The organism is Sphingomonas aestuarii, from assembly GCF_054457155.1.
Genome location: NZ_JBTKVV010000003.1, coordinates 443551 through 462745, shown reverse-complemented (window position 1 = coordinate 462745; position 19195 = coordinate 443551). Strand labels below are relative to the sequence as shown.

Sequence of the window (19195 nt, the reverse complement as noted above, 5' to 3'; positions counted from 1 at the left end):
AGGGAAAGCCATGCAGTCGATGACGATCCAGGAATATGCCGGGCGCACTGGCGAGGAACGCGTTTCGGACTGGGTCGAAGTCAGCCAGGAGATGATCGACAAGTTCGCCGACGCGACCGGCGACCACCAGTTCATTCATGTCGATCCGGCCAAGGCGGCGATGACCCCGTTCGGCGGCACCATCGCGCACGGTTTCCTGACGCTGTCGCTGATGCCGCTCTTGTCGCAAAAGACCGAACAGCCGCAGATCGACGGCGTAAAGATGGGCGTGAATTACGGCGGCAACAAGGTCCGCTTCCTGACCCCCGTCCGGTCGGGATCGCGCGTGCGCGGCCGTTTCAAGCTGCTCGAACTGGTCGAGAAACGCCCCGGCCAGTGGCAGCAGACCAACGAATTCACCGTCGAGATCGAAGGCCAGGAAAAGCCCGCGATGATCGCCGAATGGATGAGCCAGATTTTCGTTTGAGCCAATCAAGCCCCTCCCCTTCAGGGGAGGGGTTGGGGTGGGGCCTCACCGCGAGCGGATCGCATGAGGCACCGCCCCACCCCCGGCCCCTCCCCTGAAGAGGAGGGGAGAAAGTAAGAGGAACCAACCATGACCCGCTCCGCCGTCATCGTCTCCACCGCCCGCACGCCCATCGGCCGCGCCTATCGCGGTGCTTTCAACAACCTGCCGTCGCAAACGCTTGCCAGCCACTCGATCAAGGCCGCAGTCGAACGCGCCAAGATCGACGGCGCCGAAGTCGACGACGTCGTATTCGGCGCCGCGCTCCAGCAGGGACATCAGGCCGGGAACATCGCGCGCCAGGCGCTGCTGCGCGCAGGGCTACCCATTTCGGTGTCCGGCATGTCGGTCGACCGCCAGTGCGCATCCGGCCTGATGGCGATCGCGACCGCCGCCAAGCAGATCATCACCGATAACATGGACGTGACCATCGGCGGCGGCGTCGATTCGATCTCGATGGTCCAGACGCCGCAAATGCGCGTCGCGGCCGACCCCGAGCTGCTCGCGATGCACGGCGACATCTACATGCCGATGCTCCAGACCGCCGAAGTCGTCGCCCAGCGTTACGGCATCGACCGCGACCGAATGGACGAATATGGCCTGCGCTCGCAACAGCGCACCGCCGCCGCACAGGAAGCGGGCAAGTTCGACGACGAAATCGTCCCCGTCACCGCGACGATGAACGTGGTGAACAAGGAAACCAAGGAAGTGACCACCAAGGAGGTCACGCTGACGAAGGACGAAGGCAACCGCGCCGACACCACGCTAGAAGGGCTCAAGTCATTGAAGGCCGTGATCGGCGATCAGGGCACGATCACCGCGGGCAATGCCAGCCAACTTTCGGACGGATCGTCGTCGGCGGTGCTGATGGAAGAAAAGCTGGCCGAGCAGCGCGGGCTCCAGCCGCTCGGTCGCTATGTCGGCATGGCGGTGGCGGGCACCAAGCCCGACGAGATGGGCATCGGTCCGGTCTTCGCCATCCCCAAGCTCCTCGAACGCTTCAACCTGAAGATGGACGATATCGGCCTGTGGGAACTGAACGAAGCGTTCGCGGTCCAGGTGCTCTATTGCCAGGACAAACTCGGCATCCCCGACGAACTGCTCAACGTCAACGGCGGCGCGATCTCGATCGGCCATCCCTACGGTATGTCGGGCGCGCGCATGACCGGCCACGCGCTGATCGAAGGCAAGCGTCGCGGTGCGAAATACGTCGTCGTCACGATGTGCGTCGGCGGCGGCATGGGTGCGGCAGGCCTGTTCGAGGTTCTCTGACCTTACAAATTGTCGCAACTCAAACGGGCGCGGGGGAAACTCTCCCGCGCCCGTTTGTTGTCTGGCCGAACCGTAAGGAGAAACCCGATGACCGACCAGCAATCGCACGAAGACCCGATCGAAGTCCGCAAGCGGATGTGGAAGAAGATGGCCGACAGCCCCTTTCTGATGATCGGCCTGACGAACGCGAACGAGCATAGCGAGCCGATGACCGCGCAGCTGGACGAGGATGCGGACAGCGAATTCTGGTTCTATACCCGCAAGGACAACCGCATCGCGCCTGGTGGCCCGGCAATGGCGCAGTTCGTGTCGAAGGATCACAAGGTCTTCGCCTGCATCCGCGGCACGTTGGTCGAGGAAACCGACCCCGCCATCATCGACAAATACTGGTCCAACCAGACCGAAGCATGGTTCGAGGGCGGGCGGAACGACCCGAATCTGAAGATGATGCGCTTCGACTTGTCGGACGCCGAAATCTGGGAAGGCGATCAGTCGATCACCGGCCTGTTCAAGATGCTGACCGGCATGAAGATCAAGCCCGAAGAAGCCGGACGCCACACCGAAGTCGCGCTGTAAGGCGACTGCGAGCTTGCCCGGTCCCGCCCTTCGCCCGCAAGGCTGAGCGCATGGCGGGACCGAGCCTCGTTCACCGAATACGCGTCGAGGCGCATGCCGTCTGGCTCGCCTCGCGCGATCCGCGCACGCCGCTTCGCGCGAAGCTGGTCGGGCTGCTAATTGCGGCTTATGCGCTGTCGCCGATCGACCTCATTCCCGACTTCATTCCGATCCTGGGCCTGCTCGACGAAGCGGTGCTGATCCCGGCGGGCGTGTGGCTGTTCGAACGGCTGGTCGCGCCCGCGCAGATGGCCGAACATCGCATGATCGCCGAACGCGCAAGCCAGCGGCCGAAATCGATTGTCGGCGCATTGCTCGTGATCGCGGTTTGGGCATCGGTCGGCTGGTTTACTTGGTCGATCGCGCGGATGTGGTGGGATTGACCGAAACCTGACTCTCCAACGTCACGCCGGACTTGTTCCGGGGTCCACCGGGCGGCGATCACAGCACACGAAATAATGAACGCATTGCAAGCGGCTTAGTGGACCCCGGAACAAGTCCGGGGTGACAGAAAGGAAGGGGAAAAGCCCCCTTACCCCCCGTTCGTCTCGATCCACGTTTCCAGCACGGGCGCAATTTTCGTGCGCCATTTCGATCCGTTGAAGATGCCGTAATGCCCGACGCCGGGCGCCATGTGATACTGCTTGGCCTTGTCGGGCAGACCCGTCGCCAGCGTCAGCGCCGCCTTGGTCTGGCCCAACCCGGAAATATCGTCGCGTTCGCCTTCGACCGCGAGCAGCGCCGTATCCTTGATCGCGCCCGGATCGACCGCGCGACCACGATGCGTCATCTCCCCCTTGGGCAGCGCATGGGTCTGGAACACCAGATCGACGGTCTGGAGGTAAAAGGCCGCATCCATGTCGCAGACGCTGCGATATTCGTCGTAAAATTCCTTGGTCGCGTCCGCGCTTTCGCCGTCGCCATCGACCAGATGGCGGAACAACTCCCAATGCGACACCATATGGCTGCCCAGGTTCATCGTCATGAAGCCGGCGAGTTGCAGGAACCCCGGATACACGCGGCGTCCGGCCCCCGGATAGGTCATCGGCACGGTCGCGATGACATTCTGTTCGAACCAGGCGTGCGGACGATCGGTGGCGAGCGTGTTGACCGCGGTCGGCGCTTCGCGCGTGTCGATCGGTCCGCCCATCATGGTCAGCGTCTTGGGCCGGTTGGGATGCTTGTCCGCGCCCATCAGCGCGACCGCCGCGTAACAGGGCACAGATGGCTGGCAGACGGCGAGCATGTGCGCGCGCGGATCGCCCTCGGCACCGATATGCGCCAGAAACTCGATGACGTAATCGATATAGTCGTCGAGGTCGAACTTCCCCTCCGACAGCGGCACCAGCTTCGCATCGCGCCAGTCGGTGATGTATACGTCCGCCGTCGGCAGCATCCGCTCGACCGTGCCGCGCAGCAGCGTCGCGAAATGGCCCGACATCGGCGCCACGATCAGGAGCTTCGGCCCGCCCTCGACGCCTTCTCGAACGAAATGCTTCAGCTGGCCGAACGGCTTTTGCAGCACGATTTCCTCGCGCACCCCGACCGTCTTGCCATCGATTTTGGTCTCATTCAGCCCGAATGCAGGCTTGCCGCGCGGCGCGGAGGCGTGCGCGAACACCTCCAGCGCACTCGCCAGCACCGGGCCACCCCCGAAATAGGCGAAGGGATTGGCGGGATTGTTCAGCAGGCCTGCACTGAAATTCGCGAACGCACTGGCGCTGGCCAACATACCGCGCTGCATTTCGTAGGCATCGTACAGCATTCAAATCTCCGCCGACGAATGGAGCCCCGGCGTCGGCGACCGGACGCCGGGTTATAGCGCAGCGCTGTTGCGGTGCAACGATACTGTGTTTTCGAAAACGACAGGTTAAGGGTCGGTTCCGACCTTGAACCGGGTGGGACGGCGGACCCGCTCCCGTTTGTTTCGGGCGACGTCGAAAGACGTGACCTGGAGCCGCGCAGCCAAGCGTTTCTCGACGTCGCTCCATACGAACGGATAGCGGGGCGATTTTGGTATCCACCGTGGCATTCCGCCCCCGAACGCGCTAGGCGCGCGGGCATGGCCGAACCCACGCCGCAACCGCGCCCGCCCGAACCCGCGCCCGAAAAGCGCAAGCTGTCCAACCTGACAATCGTGTGGGGCTATACCTCGCGCTATCCGGGCCATCTGGCGCTGGCGATCCTGGCGCTGCTTTGTGCGGCGACGGCGACGCTCTACATCCCCTACACCTTCAAACAGGTCATCGATAACGGCTTCGCACAGGGCGCGGATCTTAGCGCGATCGGGCCGTATTTCTGGCGATTGCTGATGGTCGTCGGCGTGCTCGCCATCGCCACCGCCGCGCGCTTCTATTTCGTGTCGTGGCTGGGCGAGCGCACCGTTGCCGATATGCGCGTCGCGGTGCAGCGCAACCTGTTGCGGCTGGCCCCGCAATGGTTTGAGGAGAATCGCCCCTCCGAAATCGCATCGCGCCTCACCGCCGATACCGCGGTCGTCGAACAGATCGTCGGATCGACCGTGTCGGTGGCGCTGCGCAATTTCCTGATCGGCATCGGCGGGGTCGTCTATCTGTTCGTGCTCGCGCCCAAGCTGGCCGCGTTCCTGCTGCTCGGCATTCCGCTGATCGTCACGCCGATGATGATGCTGGGCGCGCGGCTCAGGAAATATTCGCGCGCAAGTCAGGACCGGATCGCCGACATCGGCAGCATCGCCAGCGAAACGCTGGGCGCGATGAAGATCGTGCAGGCCTTCGGTCAGGAGCGCCGCGAAGGCGACCGGTTTCAGGCGGCGGTCGATCGGGGCTTTTCGACCGCGCGGCTGCGCTTTGCGACGCGCGCGGTAATGACCGCGATGGTGATCGCGCTGCTGTTCGGCGCGGTCACGCTGATCCTGTGGGACGCCGTCAGCGATGTCGCGTCGGGCAACCTGACCGCGGGCGCGCTCGCCGCGTTCGTGTTCACCGCCGGCCTCGTCACCGGGGCGTTCGGCGCGTTGACCGAAGTGTATGGCGACCTGCTGCGCGCATCGGGCGCGGCGGGGCGGCTGGCGGAATTGCTGGCACAGGAGCCGGAGATCGCTGCCCCCGCCAATCCCGTCGCCCTGCCCGACCCGGCGCGCGGGTCGATCCAGTTCGACGGCGTGACCTTTCACTACCCCACCCGCCCCGATGTGTCGGCGCTCCAGGATTTCTCGCTGGCGATCGGCGCGGGGGAGACGGTGGCGGTGGTCGGCCCGTCGGGTGCGGGCAAATCGACCCTCTTCCAGCTCGTCCAGCGATTCTACGATCCCGAAATCGGTAAGGTGCTGGTCGATGGCGTTCCGCTGACCAGCGCCGATCCCGCCGCGGTGCGCGCGCGCATCGCGATGGTGCCGCAGGAAACGGTGATCTTCGCCGCGTCCGCGCGCGACAATCTGCGCTATGGCCGATGGGACGCGAGCGACGACGCGCTGTGGGCCGCAGCGGAGGCCGCCAACGCCGCCGATTTCCTGCGCGCGCTGCCGCAAGGCCTCGACACCTTCCTGGGCGAAGGCGGCGCGCGGCTGTCGGGTGGCCAGCGCCAGCGAATCGCCATCGCGCGCGCCTTGCTTCGCGACAGTCCGATCCTGCTGCTCGACGAGGCGACGAGCGCGCTCGACGCCGAAAGCGAACGGCTGGTGCAGGACGCGCTGGAGGCACTGATGGAGGGGCGCACCACGCTCGTCATCGCCCACCGGCTGGCGACCGTGCGCGCGGCGAAGCGGATCATCGTCATGGACGAAGGCCGCATCGTCGAAAGCGGGACGCACGCCGAACTGGCGGCGGCAGGCGGCCTCTATGCGCGGCTCGCGGCGCTCCAGTTCAGCGAAGCGGCATAGCCCATACCCCTTCGTCATTGCGAGTGCAGCGAAGCAATCCAGTACGGCGCGCGCTGACCTGGATTGCTTCGCTACGCTCGCAATGACGGTTCTCTCTTGCCACGTCGCACCGTAAGATGGTCGAAACGGGAGAGAAGACATGGCCACCGATTTCGACATCATCGTCTATGGCGCAACCGGCTTTACGGGCCGTCTGGTGGCGGAGTATCTGAGCGCGAACTACGCCGACGGGTCGCTCAAATGGGCAATGGGCGGTCGCTCGCTCAGCAAGCTCGGCCAAGTCCGCGACGAAATCGGCGCGGCCCCCGACACGCCGCTCGTTACCGCCAATGCCGACGACCCCGCCTCGCTCGACGCGATGGTCGCGCGGGCCAACGTGGTCATCTCCACCGTCGGACCCTATCAGCTTTACGGATCGGATCTGGTCGCCGCCTGCGCGAAAGCAGGGACCGCCTATGTCGATCTGTGCGGCGAACCTGCGTGGATGCGCCAGATGATCGACGCGCACGAATCCGCCGCCAAAACGTCGGGCGCGCGCATCGTCTTTTCCTGCGGCTTCGATTCGATCCCGTTCGATCTGGGCGTGTGGACGCTGCAACAGAGGGCGATCGCCAAGCACGGCAAGCCCGCCCCCCGCGTGAAAGGCCGCGTGCGCAAGATGCAGGGCGGCTTTTCGGGCGGGACCGCCGCCAGCCTGAAGGCGACACTCGCCGCTGCCGCGCGCGACCCCTCGCTGGTCAAGCTGCTGACCAACCCGTTCGCGCTTGCCCCCGGTTTTGCGGGGCCGCACCAGCCGACCGGCATGATCCCAGAATATGATCCCGCGGTCGGCGCCTGGGTCGCGCCGTTCATCATGGCGCCGATCAACACCAAGAATGTCCACCGCACCAACTTTCTGAGCGGTCACAGCTTCGGCACCGATTTCGTCTATGACGAGATGATGATTGCGCCGGGCATCGGCGAGATGGGCAAGGCAGCGGCAGAGGCCATCGCCAGGATCAATCCGCTGGCGGGCGACAAGGGGCCGAAGCCCGGCGAAGGACCGTCGAAAGAGGAACGCGAGGCAGGCTTTTACGACCTGATCTTCATCGGCGAGATGCCCGGCGGCGACCGCGTCGAATGCGTCGTCACCGGCGACCGCGATCCCGGCTATGGCTCGACCTCGAAGATGATCGCCGAGGCCGCAATCTGCCTGGTCCGCGATGTCGCGAGCGAGGGCATGGGCGGCATCTGGACCGCAGGCGCATTGATGGCGGAACCGCTCAGGAAGCGGCTGGAGGAACACGCAGGACTGACCTTCGTCGCGAATTGAAGAGCCGCGATAGCCCAACCCACGCCCGTCACCCCGGACTTGTTCCGGGGTCCACCGGGCTGCAGGTGCAGCACCCGATGTCGGTAGCGCGGCACAAGCGGCTTCGTGGACCCCGGAACGGGTCCGGGGTGACGGCATGGGGTCGAGCAAACGACGCACCTTCCCACCCGCCCCAACCCGCGCTAACACATCATCCACCGGGGCGTCGCAACCTCCCGGTCAGGCGTTATCCTGCGCCCAAGTGTTGCCTTTCCCAAACCGGGCGCTCCGGCGTCCGGCGCGAAGAGGCCTTGCATGGATCACGCCCTTAGCCCCGCCCCGAACACCTCCCCCCTCGTTCAGCCCAACCGCGCCGAACAATTCGCGGTGTTCGGCCGCATCGGCCTGCTCAGCTTCGGCGGGCCTGCGGGCCAGATTGCGCTGATGCATCAGGAACTGGTCGATAAGCGCCACTGGATCGATGAAGGCGCGTTCCTGAGAGCGCTCAATTTCTGCCATTTCCTGCCCGGTCCCGAAGCGCAGCAGCTCGCGACCTATATCGGCTGGCGGATCGGCGGATGGCGAAGCGGCGTCGTCGCCGGAACCTTGTTCGTGCTGCCCGGCGCGCTGGTTATCCTCGCGCTGTCGATCCTCTATGCGCTGGCGGCCAATTTGTCATGGTTCGCGGCGCTGTTCGTGGGGATCAAGGCGGCGGTGTTGGCGATCGTTGTTCAGGCGCTGATCCGCATCGGCTCGCGCGCGCTCGACAGCGCGTTCAAGCGGCTGCTGGCGTTCGCTGCGTTTATCGCGCTGTTCGTATTCGCCGCCCCATTCCCACTGGTGATCCTCGCCGCCGCGCTTGCCGGATGGGTTGCCGCGACCGCGCGTCCCGCCTGGCTGGGCAAGCCCGCGCACGCCGCTCCCGATACGGAAGCATCCAATGGCCCCCGCCCTACCTTCGACAGCCTGCGCGCCCTGCTCGTCTGGGGCGCGATCTGGGCCGCGCCGGTGATAGCGGTGCTCGCGCTGTTCGGCCCCGATCATGTGCTGATGGACATCGCCAGATTCTTCTCGACCCTTGCCGTCGTCACCTTTGGCGGCGCCTATGCGGTGCTGGCATACATGGCGCAGGAAGCGGTGCAGACCTATGGCTGGCTGAACGCGGGCGAGATGGCGGACGGCCTCGGCCTCGCCGAATCAACCCCCGGCCCGCTGATCCTCGTTACGCAATTCGTGGGCTTTCTCGGCGCCTATCGCGATCCCGCGCCGTTCGATCCGATGGTGGCGGGGATCATCGGCGCCGCGCTGACCACCTGGGTCACCTTTGCGCCCTGTTTCCTGTGGATCTTCGCGCTCGCGCCGTGGATCGAGCGGCTGGAGCATGCCCGCCGCCTGCAGGGCGCGCTGGCCGCGGTGACGGCGGCAGTGGTCGGGGTGATTGCCAATCTGACCCTGTGGTTCGCGCTCCACGTCTTGTTCGCGCGCGTCGCGCGGGTCGAGGCGGGGCCGGTGTCGATGTCCTGGCCCGATGGCGCAAGCATCGACCCCGTCGCGCTCGTCCTCGCGGTCGCGGCGCTGGTGCTGGCGTTGCGGTTCAAATGGAGCGTGTTTCGCCTTTTGGGGGCCGGAACGGTTGCCGGGATTGTGCTGGCGTTAGTGCGCTGACCTGAACCGTCATTGCGAGCGTAGCGCCGCAATCCAGCGCCGAACTGGATTGCGGCGCTACGCTCGCAATGACGATGCTCCCCCTCACCCCTCGTAAAAGGTCAGCACGAACGCCGCGAGGACGATCGCCGCGACGATCGCGATCGGCCCCTTGCGCCGCTCCTGCCGCCGTTCCTCGGCATCCAGCCGCGTCATGTCGAGCCAGTAATAAGCGGGCATGGACTGGCGAATGATTTCCGCGCGCCGCAGGCGGTCGAACTCCTTGCGTTCGCGCGGGCCGGGCGGGAGATATTCGATCGCGTCGTTCGGGGTGATCGCGTGGTGCGCCATGAAATGCGCCTGCACCCGGTATTTCGCGGTCGATGCCGCTGCGGTGATCGCCTCGGGAATATTGGCGGGTTTCATTTCCGTCGCTTGCCCTGATGCTTGATGTTCGCGGGCCGCCCGCGATGCTTGATGACGCGCTTGGGGCCGCCGCGCCGTCGATCCTCCCGCGCGCCGCCCGCCGATCCCTTGCCGTCAGGCAGTTCGAACCGCAGCGCGCCGGACACCGGATTCGCCTCGACCAGCCGCAGTTGCAGATGCTGGCCGCTGACGAAGCGGTCGCCGCTGTCGTCGCCGACCAGCGCCTGCGATTTTTCGTCATAGCGGAAATATTCTGTGCCCAGATCGCGCGCGGGCACCAGTCCGTCGCCCCCCACGCCGTCCACCGTCGCGAAGAAGCCGAAATTGGCGACGCCGGTGATCCGCGCCTCCATCACCTGCCCGACATGCTCGGACAGATAGGCCGCGACATAGCGATCGACGGTTTCGCGCTCGGCCTCCATCGCCCGGCGTTCGAGGGTGGAGATCACTTCCCCGACCCGCTCCATGTTCCCCGCGTCGTCCGCCGACAGCCCGCCGTCGCCGAGGCGATTCGCGCTGACCAGCGAGCGGTGGACGATCAGGTCGGCATAGCGGCGAATGGGCGAGGTGAAATGCGCATAGCTGCCCAGCGCAAGGCCGAAATGTCCGTGATTGGCGGGGCCGTAATAGGCCTGGGTCTGGGTGCGGAGCACCTGTTCCATCACCTGCGGGCGGAAATCGCTGTCGCCGATTCGCTTGAGCACATGGTTGAAGGTCGCGGGACGCACCACCTGCCCCAGCGCGAAGGGCACGTCGAACGTCTCCAGATAATCCTTCAGCGCCACCAGCTTCTCGCGGCTGGGCGGTTCGTGGATGCGGTACATGACCGGCGCCTTCTTCGCCTCCAGCGCCTTTGCCGCGCAGACGTTCGCGGCGATCATGTAATCCTCGATCAGCCGGTGCGCGTCCAATCGTTCGCGCGGCGCGACCGACAGGATGCGGCCCTTTTCGTCCAGCACGATCCGCCGTTCGGGTAGGTCGAGATCGAGCGGTTCGCGGGCGTCGCGCGCTTTCAACAGCGCCGCCCAGCATTGCCAAAGGGGGACGAGCGCGGTTTCGACCAGATCGCCTAGCCCCTCCCCTTCAGGGGAGGGGTTGGGGTGGGGCATATCCGCAGGCGCAGCCTCTATTGGAGAGGCCCCACCCCCAACCCCTCCCCTGAAGGGGAGGGGCTTGATCGCATCGATCGCTGCCTGCGCATCTTCATAGGCGATGTTCGCCGCTACCCGGATCACCGCGCGGGTGAATCGCCAGTCGCTGAGCTTGCCGTCTCTCGACACCCGGAAATGGCACGCCATCGCCGCGCGATCTTCGCCCTGTTTCAACGAACACACGTCCGCCGACAGGATTTCAGGCAGCATCGGCACGACGCGGTCGGGGAAATAGACCGAATTGCCGCGCCTGCGCGCTTCCTTGTCGAGCAGCGAACCGGGGCGGACATAAAAGGACACGTCCGCAATCGCGACGATCGCGCGCCAACCGCCGGGGTTGGACGGATCGTCGTCGGGCGCCGCCCACACCGCATCGTCATGATCGCGCGCGTCCGCCGGATCGATCGCGACGATGGGGAGGTGGCGAAGGTCTTCGCGTTCCCCCAGCGGCTGTTCCGCGACCCTTCCCGCCTCCTCGATCAACTCATCCGAAAACACGTTGGGAATCGAATGCTTGTGGATGGCGATCAGCGAGAAGCTGCGCGCCTCGAACGGATCGCCCAGCCGCTGCGTCACCCGCGCGGTCATGCGCGGCGGGCGGCCCGCCTTTTCCGCCAGCACCAGGTCGCCGACCGACGCGCCGCCGGTGTCGGAAACGGGAAAATCCCGCCGCTCCTTCTTCTCGATCCCCTGAAGCCAGAATTTCCCGCCTTCCTCGTGCAGCACGCCCAGCATCAGTTCCTCGCCGCGCGCCAGCTTCTTCATCGGGTGCGCGATCCAGCCGTTTCCGGCTTCTTCGGTCCGCGCGAGGATGCGGTCGCCGACGCCCAGCGCCGATTTCTTCGACCGTTCGCGCACCCGCAGCCGAGGTTCCGGCACGCCTTCCGCTTCCCAGCGTTCGGGGACTGCCCAGATCGTGCCGCTGTCGTCGGCGTCGACGACGCGCAGCACGGTCACTTTGGGCAGCCCGCCCATCTTGTGGAACGCGCGACCGGGGGCGCTGTCGATCAGCCCTTCGTCGGCCATGTCCTTGAGCAGCGCTTTCAACGCAATCTTGTCCTGCGCGCTCAGCCCGAACGCACGCGCGATTTCCCGCTTTCCTGCGGGCGTGTCGCTGTTTGCGATGAAGTCGAGCACCTGCTGGCGGGTTGGAAGCCCGGCGGGTTTTGGTTTCTTTGCCATGTCGCTGGCGAATGTAGGCCGTCGTCGCGCGTTCCACCACCACTGGTTTGCGCGCTATTCGGCGTCCGCCCACGGGCCGGTTCCGCCATCGGCGATGAACCGGTCGACGCGCTGCGTGAACACGGGGAGCGGCACCGAGCCCAGCGACAGCACCGTGTCGTGGAAAGCGCGGATGTCGAATTTTGCCCCCAGGGCCGCCTCCGCGCGTGCGCGTTCGCGCTGGATCGCGATCTGGCCGATATAGTAGCTGAGCGCCTGTCCGGGCCAGCCGATATAGCGGTCGATCTCGGTGGTGACTTCATGGTCCGACAGCGCAGTATTGTCGCGCATGAACGCCAGTGCGCGGTCGCGGCTCCAGCCTTTGGTATGGATGCCGGTGTCCACCACCAGCCGGGCGGCGCGCCACATCTGGTAGCTCAGCATTCCGAACAGTTCATAGGGGGTGGTGTACATCCCCATTTCCTCGCCCAGCGCCTCGGCATAAAGACCCCAGCCTTCGCCGAACGCGGAGATATAGGTATAGCGCCGCCATTCGGGCAGCGTGTCGTTTTCCGCCGACAATGTCGCCTGCCAGTGATGCCCCGGGTCGGCCTCGTGCAGCGTCAGCGCGGGCAGAGAATAGAGCGGGCGCGAGGGCAGGTCATAGGTGTTGACCAGATAGCCGCCCGCCCCTCCGCGCCCGGCTGTGTAGAAGGGCGCGATGTCGTCGGGCACCGGTTTGATCGACACGCGCGAGCGCGGCATCCGCCCGAACCAGCGGCCTGCGACATTGTCGAATTTCTGCGAATGCCAGGCGGCTTCCTTGAGCAGCTGCTCGGGCGTGGTCGCGTAGAATTGCGGATCGGTTTTGAGGAAGGTGAGGAAGGAGGCAAGGTCGCCCTTGAACCCCGTCTGCGCCTTTACCGTTTCCATGCGCGCGCGGATGCGGGCGACTTCGCTCAGGCCGAGCTGGTGGATCTGGTCGGCGGTCATGTCGGTGGTGGTGAACACGCGGATACGCGACGCGTAATATTCCGCGCCGTTCTCATATCCGGTCGCGGCCAGTCCATCCCGCATCTTCGGGAAATAGGTGCCGCGCAGATAGGTTAGCAGCTTCTGGTGCGCCGGGATGACGCTCTGCGTGATCCGTGCGCGCGCCTGATCCTGAAGCTGCTTGCGGGTCGCCTCCGGCATCGACGCGGGGAGCGAGGCGAAGGGCTGCCAATAGACCGTCTGGGTCGGATCGGTGGTATTGGCGATCGTCTCCACTGCCTTGTCGCGACCCTGCATGACGATCTTGGGCGGGGTGAAGCCGCGCGCCAGCCCCCGATTCATGTTGGCGATCTGCTGGTCGAAATGCCTGGGAATGTCCTCCAGCATCGACAGATAGGCGCGGTAATCTTTCTCGCCGCCGGCGAACCCGCCGCGCGCCGCGAATTGCAGGTTCGACCAGAAGGCGCTGTCGCTGTTCAGCGGCTTTTGCCATTCGAGTGCGCGCTGGTCGTCGATCAGCGCCTCGATCTGCTGGCGATAGACGCCGTAATTGACCGCATCCTCGGTCGAGAGCGATGTTACATCGACGCCGTCCAGTTGCTTGAGCGTCGCTTCCCATCGGGCGAGGCGCCGCGCCTGAGCGGCGGCGGACACGTCGGGGATGCTGTCGCGGACGGTGCCGGGCGCGCGACCGGCGATCCCTTCGGACTGGCGCCACGCCCATTCGGCATCGGCGATGGCGCGGAACTGCGCATCGGCAGCGGTCTGTGCGGTTGCGGGAAGCGCGAAGACGAGCGCGGCGAGCGGCAGGGTGCGGATCATCATGGGTGCTTGGTCGCAAGCGCGGGAAAATTGTGCAAGCGCTCTCCCTTTCCGTTTGTTTCGAGCGAAGTCGAGAAACGCGACCCACGCACCCGGCCATTTTTCCCGACTTTGCTCGAAACGAACGGGGACTTTTACGCATCGATCGCGACCGATGCCTTCCGCAACCGATGCTCGCGCCAAACGATGTAGAGCCCGCTGGCGACGATGATCGGCGCGCCGACCCATGTCCACTGGCCCGGCAGCACGCCGAACAACAGCCAGCCGTACAGCGTCGCCCAGACGAGACCCGAATAATCCATCGGCACCACGGTCGATACGGGTGCAAAGCGCAACGCGGCGGTCAGCGCGATCTGCCCCATGCCGCCGATCACGCCGATGGCGATCAGCAGCACCCAGACCCATCCGCCATGCGCCTGCGCATCGGCAACATAGAAAGGCGCGATCAGCGGCACCGACAGCAGCGAGAAATAAAAGACCGTCGTGCCCGCGCTTTCGCTGCGCGTCAGCTGGCGCAGCAGGATCGACACCGACGCGACCATGAACGCCGCAAACAGTCCGACGAGCGCGCCTGCCAGCGGGAAATGCCCGCTGCCCGGTTGCGCGACGATCATCACTCCGACGAACCCCGCGATCACCGCGCCCCAGCGGTGCCAGCCGGTCTTTTCCTTCAGCCACAGCGCGCCGAGGATCGTCGCGAAGATCGGTGCGGTGAAAGCGATCGTCTGCGCTTCTGCCAGCGGGAGCAGCAGGATCGCCCCAAAATTGGCGACCATACCGATCAGCCCGACGCCGGTGCGAATAGCGTGGCTTTTGAACCGTGTGGTGCGGAGCGTCGCCAGCCCGTCGCCCGCCGCCACGAACGCGACGACCACGGGGATCGCGGCGAGCTGGCGAAAGAACATGATTTCGGCCAGCGTCGCGCCGCCCGCCTCGGCCAGCTTGATCAGCGCGGCCATCGATGCAAGGCACAGAATTGCGACCAGACGCAGGCCAATGCCGGTGAAGAGGCGGTCGGACGACACGCGTGTCGCGCTAGGGTGTGCGACCCCGCGTGGCAATGCCGACGGGGTCGCCATGCCAAAGATCCGAAGCGAACAGCGCTTACCGTCGCGTCTTCCCCACGCCCAGCGTCAGCCGGTCGGCGTCACCAGCCCGGTTGCGCCGGAATTTCCGGCAGCGCCATCAACTGGTCGCGGGTATATTGGCCGCGAACGTCCCAGTCGTCGCCATCGGCGACGCGTTCCAGACCGTCCACCGGCACACGGACATAGCGATCGGGATCGGTATCCTCGATCTCGACGATCAGGTGCGTGACCGCACCGCCGGCGTCGCGCTCCAGCGCTTCGACATCGCCCAGATCGCTGCCGTTCCAGTCCTTGAAATCGGCGTCGAGCAGCTGGCGCTCGGTCAAACCGAACGCGACCGCATCGGCCGGGGCGGCAGGCGCCATCATGGTGGCGTCGCCGGGCGTGGTGCCCATGCTGGTCTGGGTCGCGACGTCGTTGGCGGGTGGCGGCGTCGTGTCGCTGCCGCATGCCGTGACGAGAAGCGCCGCGCCCGTCATGGCGATGGCGCGAAGCGTGAAGGTCGTCATACAAAGCTCCCTGTTTGCTGGTTCACCCGGTCCAACCCGTGACCGCACCCGATTGTTGCATGGGCGCGCGCGTTCTTGGGGTCAGGACGCTAAAGCGGCATCGCCACCCGTGCACGTCGCGCGATCCATTCGCTTGCGACCAACGCGCCCAGCGACAGCACCACCGAAATCGCCGCCAGCCGCAGCACCGCCCCCTCCCCGCCCGGCGTCTGGAGCAGGGAATAGATCGCGATCGGCAGCGTCCGCGTCTCACCCGGCACGTTCGACACGAAGGTGATCGTCGCGCCGAATTCGCCCAGCGCGCGCGCGAATCCCAGCACCACGCCAGCAACGATGCCGGGAAGGCTGAGCGGCAACGTCACCCGCACGAAGCTGCGCCAGCGTCCCGCGCCCAGCGTGCGCGCCACACCCTCCATGCGGACATCGACACCCTCGATCCCCAGCCGTATCGCGCGCACCATCAGCGGAAGCGCCATAACCCCGGCGGCGATCGCCGCGCCGGTCCATCGAAACAGAACGGTGCCGCCGGTCAGCCCTTCGATCGCCGCACCCATCGGACCGTTGGGTGCAAACGCCAGCAGCAACAGCCATCCGGTGACGACCGGCGGCAACACCAGCGGCAAATGGATTGCGCCGTCCAGCAACAGCTTTCCCGCAAAATCCCGCCGCGCGAGCAGCCACGCCAGCGCATAGGCGATGGGCAACGTCGCGACGACCGCGACCAGCCCCACCCGCAGCGACAGCGCGATCACCACCCATTCGGCGGACGAGATCATGGCTGCGCGAAGCCGTGGTGCGCGAAGACCGCCTGCGCCTGACGCCCAAGCAGGAAATCGCGAAAGGCCGCGCCGTCGCGTTCGCCTCGCGCCAGTCGGGCGATCGGATATCGGATCGGCGGATGCAGCGATGCGTCGAACGTGGCGACGACGCGCACCGCATCCGACTGCGCGGCATCGGTCGCATAGACGATGCCGAGCGGTGCGGCTCCGCGCTCGACCAGCGCAAGCGCCGCGCGGACATTTTCGGCGCGCGCGATCCGCGGCTCCATCGTCGGCCACAGCCCCAATTCGGTCAACGCCGCACGACCATAGCGCCCGGCAGGCACCGCATCGGGATCGGCCATCGCCAGCCTTCCGCCGCCCAGCGCCGCCACGATGGGCGCAGCGGGATCAAGGTCCAGTTCCAGATCGCTGCCGCGCGGTGCGATCAGCACGATCCGGTTGGCGACCAGATCGGCGCGGCTTCCCGCGACGACCGCCTCCGCCTCGACCGCGCGATCCATCCACGCCTGATCGGCGGTAATCAACAGGTCGGCACGTGCCCCGGCCATCGCCTGACGCGCGATCGCCGACGACGCGGCATAGGAAAGGACGGGTGGAGGGTTGCCCTGTGCCGTCCAGGCGGCAGCGGCTTCGTCGAGCGCACCCTGCATGCTTGCGGCCGCCAGCACCAACGGACCTTGCGGCGCCGGGTTACGGTCGCTCGTCACCCACCAGCCGAGGCCGATGAGCAGCAGGATCACGGCGATAACGATGATTGCCCGTCGCATGGCGATGTCATGCGCGAAACCGGTCGGGGGGTAAACGTCAGATCAGGATAGTTCGGGGCCAGTCGGATGGCGACCGGAACGCAATCGCACGATCCGTCATTCCCGCGAGGGTGGGAATCCATATCCGCGGACAGAGGTTATGGATTCCCGCCTTCGCGGGAATGACGATACTGAAAGGCCGATTGGAGACGTCAAACCCCAACCGCGCCCTCAATCGCGCTTGGTCATCGACCCAATCGCGTTGCGGCCGAAACTGGCGATCAACTCGCCGATCTCGCGTGCCTGGGCGACCGACCGGCTGCCCTGTTCGCGCAGATATTCGGCCTGGATACGCATCACTTCGGTCACATCATTGGCTTGCGCGGCGGCGCGCATCGCCTTGAACGCTTCCTGCGTGTTCGCCTCCGCCTGGTCGAGCATCTTGGTGCCGAGTTGCGACGAGCTTTCGGCCATCGCCGATCCGGTCGCCTGCATCCGGTCGGCGGCGGAGCGCATCGTATCGCTCATCGCTTCGCCCGATTGCTTCGCCGCATCACTCGCCTGATCGCTGGGCTTTCTCGCCATATCCGCATCCTCTCATGTCCCGCCGGTGAAGCGGATCGTGGTTCGAAAGCGTGGACGCTTTGAACGGCGCTTGGTTCCCTTACGACGCCGGTCCGACCGGCACGGCGCCGGGGATCGGCGCGAATACGGGTGCGTTCGGCCCCAGCGGCAGATCGAGTCCGACCCAGATCATCATGATCGCAACGCCCGCGCCGAGCAGCCACATCGAATAGGGCAGCATCATCGCCGCCAGGCTGCCCAGCCCGAAATCCTTGTTCCAGCGCTGACAGAAGATCAGGATCAGGGGGAAATAGACCATCAGCGGGGTGATGATGTTGGTTGCGCTGTCGCCGACGCGATAGGCGGCGGTGGTGGTTTCCGCGCTGATGCCGAGCAGCATCAGCATGGGAACGAGCACCGGCGCCATCAGCGCCCATTTGGCGCTCGCCGATCCGACCAGCAGGTTCAGGAACGCCGAAAACAGCACGATCACTGCGAGGAGAACCGGCGCCGGCAATGCCAGCGTCCGCAACCCGTCGGCGCCGTGAACGGCGGTGATGAGGCCCAGATTCGACCAGTTGAACATGGCGACGAAATGCGCGGCGGCAAAGGCGAGCACGAGGTAATAGGCCAGATCGCCCATCGACTCGCTCATCATCTTCACCAGATCGCGGTGGTCCTTGATCGTCCCTGCCTTGCGGCCATAGGCCCAGCCTGCGGCGAGAAACAGGATGAAGAAACCGGCGACCAGCGACTGGTAGAACGGGGTCAGCCGCGCTTCGGGCACTGCCGCTTCTTCGTCGATCAGCGGCGTGCCGGGGCCGAAGGTGAAGAACAGCCAGAGCGCGACGACGCCCAGCACGGCAAGGCCAGCCCAGCGCATTCCGCTTTTCTGCCCCTCGCTCAACGGAGCATCGAGATCGCCTTCGGCGTCGCTACCCTCGACCGGCGTGCCGCCTGCGGCCAGCGCCGCCTTGCCCGACGGCGTGTAGCGGCCCAGTCGCGGCTCGATGATGCGGTCAGTGACGAACCAGATCACGGGCAGGAAAACGAACGTCATGCCGACGATGAAGAACCAGTTGCCGGCGATGTTCATCTGCCAGGCGGGGTCGAGCGCCTGCGCGGCCTCTTGCGTGATACCGAACAGCAAGGCGTCGAGCTGACCGGGGAGAAGGTTCGCCGAAAATCCGCCCGACACGCCCGCAAAGGCGGCGGCGATCCCGGCGATCGGGTGACGCCCGGCCGCCGCGAAGATCACGCCCGCCAGCGGGATCAGCACGACATAGGCGGCGTCGGCGGCCAGATTGCCGATCATCGCGGTCAGCGCGACCGCAGGCGTCAGCAGATATTTGGGGGCATTGCGAACGCCCGCGCGCATCGCGGTGCCGAACAGGCCCGATCGTTCGGCGACGCCCGCGCCCAGCATGACGACCAGCACATAGCCGAGCGGATGGAAATGGGTGAAGGTCGCGGGCATCTCGACCCAAAGGCGACGAATATTGTCGGGTGACAACAAGCTTTGCGCCGCGATGATGACGGGCGCGCCGGTCGCTTCATCCACCTGGGTAGGATGGATCGCCGACGTGCCGAGCATCGCTGCAATGGCGGAAATCGCGATCAGTCCGGCGATCAGGTAGAAAAAGATGAAGACCGGGTCGGGCAGCTTGTTGCCCGTCCGCTCGATCCATCCGAGCACGCCCTTTTGCGCGGTCTGCACCCCCGCCGCTTCGCCGTTCGCCATCCTTGCCCCTCACACGCATGTTACTT

The 19195-nt window shown here is 65.8% G+C and carries 17 protein-coding genes; 7 read left to right on the top strand and 10 right to left on the bottom strand.

The window, feature by feature from the left end:
- Nucleotides 1-10: 10 nt before the first annotated feature.
- The 4 genes from ACX0GZ_RS08170 to ACX0GZ_RS08155 all read left to right on the top strand — a co-directional run bounded on the left by ACX0GZ_RS08170 (nt 11) and on the right by ACX0GZ_RS08155 (nt 2775).
- Complete coding sequence (locus ACX0GZ_RS08170) at nt 11-466, top strand: MaoC family dehydratase (protein ID WP_458815195.1); 456 nt, start codon at nt 11-13, stop codon at nt 464-466.
- Between the two features lie 129 nt (nt 467-595).
- Nucleotides 596-1777, top strand: coding sequence for an acetyl-CoA C-acyltransferase (locus ACX0GZ_RS08165; protein WP_458815193.1), 1182 nt, complete (start codon nt 596-598; stop codon nt 1775-1777).
- An 87-nt stretch (nt 1778-1864) separates the two neighbouring features.
- Complete coding sequence (locus ACX0GZ_RS08160) at nt 1865-2353, top strand: pyridoxamine 5'-phosphate oxidase family protein (RefSeq protein ID WP_458815191.1); 489 nt, start codon at nt 1865-1867, stop codon at nt 2351-2353.
- A 50-nt stretch (nt 2354-2403) separates the two neighbouring features.
- A complete protein-coding gene (locus ACX0GZ_RS08155) occupies nt 2404-2775 on the top strand; it encodes a YkvA family protein (RefSeq protein ID WP_458815189.1) in 372 nt (123 codons plus the stop codon).
- A gap of 149 nt (nt 2776-2924) precedes the next feature.
- Here ACX0GZ_RS08155 and ACX0GZ_RS08150 read toward each other — a convergent pair whose 3' ends face one another.
- A complete protein-coding gene (locus ACX0GZ_RS08150; RefSeq protein WP_458815187.1) occupies nt 2925-4157 on the bottom strand; it encodes a polyhydroxyalkanoate depolymerase in 1233 nt (410 codons plus the stop codon).
- A gap of 297 nt (nt 4158-4454) precedes the next feature.
- Between ACX0GZ_RS08150 and ACX0GZ_RS08145 the strand changes: the two genes are divergently transcribed.
- The 3 genes from ACX0GZ_RS08145 (at nt 4455) to chrA (ending at nt 9207) form a co-directional block, all read left to right on the top strand.
- A complete protein-coding gene (locus ACX0GZ_RS08145) occupies nt 4455-6251 on the top strand; it encodes an ABC transporter transmembrane domain-containing protein (protein WP_458815185.1) in 1797 nt (598 codons plus the stop codon).
- A 139-nt stretch (nt 6252-6390) separates the two neighbouring features.
- Nucleotides 6391-7563, top strand: coding sequence for a saccharopine dehydrogenase family protein (locus ACX0GZ_RS08140; RefSeq protein ID WP_458815183.1), 1173 nt, complete (start codon nt 6391-6393; stop codon nt 7561-7563).
- Between the two features lie 294 nt (nt 7564-7857).
- On the top strand, nt 7858-9207 hold the full coding sequence (gene chrA, locus ACX0GZ_RS08135; RefSeq protein WP_458815181.1) for a chromate efflux transporter: 1350 nt from the start codon (nt 7858-7860) through the stop codon (nt 9205-9207).
- A gap of 84 nt (nt 9208-9291) precedes the next feature.
- Here chrA and ACX0GZ_RS08130 read toward each other — a convergent pair whose 3' ends face one another.
- From ACX0GZ_RS08130 to ACX0GZ_RS08090, 9 genes are all read right to left on the bottom strand, one after another.
- Nucleotides 9292-9612: a hypothetical protein gene (locus ACX0GZ_RS08130; protein ID WP_458815179.1), complete on the bottom strand. Its 321-nt coding sequence runs from the start codon at nt 9610-9612 to the stop codon at nt 9292-9294.
- Nucleotides 9609-11945, bottom strand: coding sequence for a ribonuclease R family protein (locus ACX0GZ_RS08125; RefSeq protein WP_458815177.1), 2337 nt, complete (start codon nt 11943-11945; stop codon nt 9609-9611). Before ACX0GZ_RS08125 ends, ACX0GZ_RS08130 begins: the two co-directional genes overlap by 4 nt.
- A 54-nt stretch (nt 11946-11999) precedes the next feature.
- A complete protein-coding gene (locus ACX0GZ_RS08120; protein WP_458815175.1) occupies nt 12000-13742 on the bottom strand; it encodes a DUF885 domain-containing protein in 1743 nt (580 codons plus the stop codon).
- A 131-nt stretch (nt 13743-13873) separates the two neighbouring features.
- Complete coding sequence (locus ACX0GZ_RS08115) at nt 13874-14764, bottom strand: DMT family transporter (protein WP_458815173.1); 891 nt, start codon at nt 14762-14764, stop codon at nt 13874-13876.
- Between the two features lie 122 nt (nt 14765-14886).
- Nucleotides 14887-15336: a PRC-barrel domain containing protein gene (locus ACX0GZ_RS08110; RefSeq protein WP_458815171.1), complete on the bottom strand. Its 450-nt coding sequence runs from the start codon at nt 15334-15336 to the stop codon at nt 14887-14889.
- A gap of 89 nt (nt 15337-15425) precedes the next feature.
- Nucleotides 15426-16112: a molybdate ABC transporter permease subunit gene (modB, locus tag ACX0GZ_RS08105; RefSeq protein WP_458815169.1), complete on the bottom strand. Its 687-nt coding sequence runs from the start codon at nt 16110-16112 to the stop codon at nt 15426-15428.
- The gene (gene modA / locus ACX0GZ_RS08100) at nt 16109-16885 is read right to left on the bottom strand and encodes a molybdate ABC transporter substrate-binding protein (protein WP_458815167.1); all 777 of its coding nucleotides are present in this window, start codon (nt 16883-16885) and stop codon (nt 16109-16111) included. The genes modB and modA overlap by 4 nt, the downstream gene beginning before the upstream one ends.
- A gap of 210 nt (nt 16886-17095) precedes the next feature.
- The gene (locus ACX0GZ_RS08095; RefSeq protein ID WP_458815165.1) at nt 17096-17449 is read right to left on the bottom strand and encodes a phasin family protein; all 354 of its coding nucleotides are present in this window, start codon (nt 17447-17449) and stop codon (nt 17096-17098) included.
- Nucleotides 17450-17528: 79 nt separating this feature from the next.
- Nucleotides 17529-19169 carry an AbgT family transporter gene (locus ACX0GZ_RS08090; RefSeq protein ID WP_458815163.1) on the bottom strand — a complete coding sequence of 547 codons (1641 nt, stop codon included), beginning with the start codon at nt 19167-19169 and terminating at the stop codon, nt 17529-17531.
- Nucleotides 19170-19195 lie beyond the last annotated feature (26 nt).

Coding starts and splice junctions, on each gene's coding strand:
- ACX0GZ_RS08090 (WP_458815163.1), bottom strand. CDS start 19,169: ATGGCGAACGGCGAAGCGGCGGGGGTGCAGACCGCGCAAAAGGGCGTG.
- ACX0GZ_RS08140 (WP_458815183.1), top strand. CDS start 6,391: ATGGCCACCGATTTCGACATCATCGTCTATGGCGCAACCGGCTTTACG.
- ACX0GZ_RS08155 (WP_458815189.1), top strand. CDS start 2,404: ATGGCGGGACCGAGCCTCGTTCACCGAATACGCGTCGAGGCGCATGCC.
- chrA (WP_458815181.1), top strand. CDS start 7,858: ATGGATCACGCCCTTAGCCCCGCCCCGAACACCTCCCCCCTCGTTCAG.
- ACX0GZ_RS08145 (WP_458815185.1), top strand. CDS start 4,455: ATGGCCGAACCCACGCCGCAACCGCGCCCGCCCGAACCCGCGCCCGAA.
- ACX0GZ_RS08150 (WP_458815187.1), bottom strand. CDS start 4,157: ATGCTGTACGATGCCTACGAAATGCAGCGCGGTATGTTGGCCAGCGCC.
- ACX0GZ_RS08165 (WP_458815193.1), top strand. CDS start 596: ATGACCCGCTCCGCCGTCATCGTCTCCACCGCCCGCACGCCCATCGGC.
- ACX0GZ_RS08095 (WP_458815165.1), bottom strand. CDS start 17,449: ATGGCGAGAAAGCCCAGCGATCAGGCGAGTGATGCGGCGAAGCAATCG.
- ACX0GZ_RS08120 (WP_458815175.1), bottom strand. CDS start 13,742: ATGATGATCCGCACCCTGCCGCTCGCCGCGCTCGTCTTCGCGCTTCCC.
- ACX0GZ_RS08125 (WP_458815177.1), bottom strand. CDS start 11,945: ATGGCAAAGAAACCAAAACCCGCCGGGCTTCCAACCCGCCAGCAGGTG.
- ACX0GZ_RS08130 (WP_458815179.1), bottom strand. CDS start 9,612: ATGAAACCCGCCAATATTCCCGAGGCGATCACCGCAGCGGCATCGACC.
- ACX0GZ_RS08170 (WP_458815195.1), top strand. CDS start 11: ATGCAGTCGATGACGATCCAGGAATATGCCGGGCGCACTGGCGAGGAA.
- modB (WP_458815169.1), bottom strand. CDS start 16,112: ATGATCTCGTCCGCCGAATGGGTGGTGATCGCGCTGTCGCTGCGGGTG.
- ACX0GZ_RS08110 (WP_458815171.1), bottom strand. CDS start 15,336: ATGACGACCTTCACGCTTCGCGCCATCGCCATGACGGGCGCGGCGCTT.
- ACX0GZ_RS08160 (WP_458815191.1), top strand. CDS start 1,865: ATGACCGACCAGCAATCGCACGAAGACCCGATCGAAGTCCGCAAGCGG.
- modA (WP_458815167.1), bottom strand. CDS start 16,885: ATGCGACGGGCAATCATCGTTATCGCCGTGATCCTGCTGCTCATCGGC.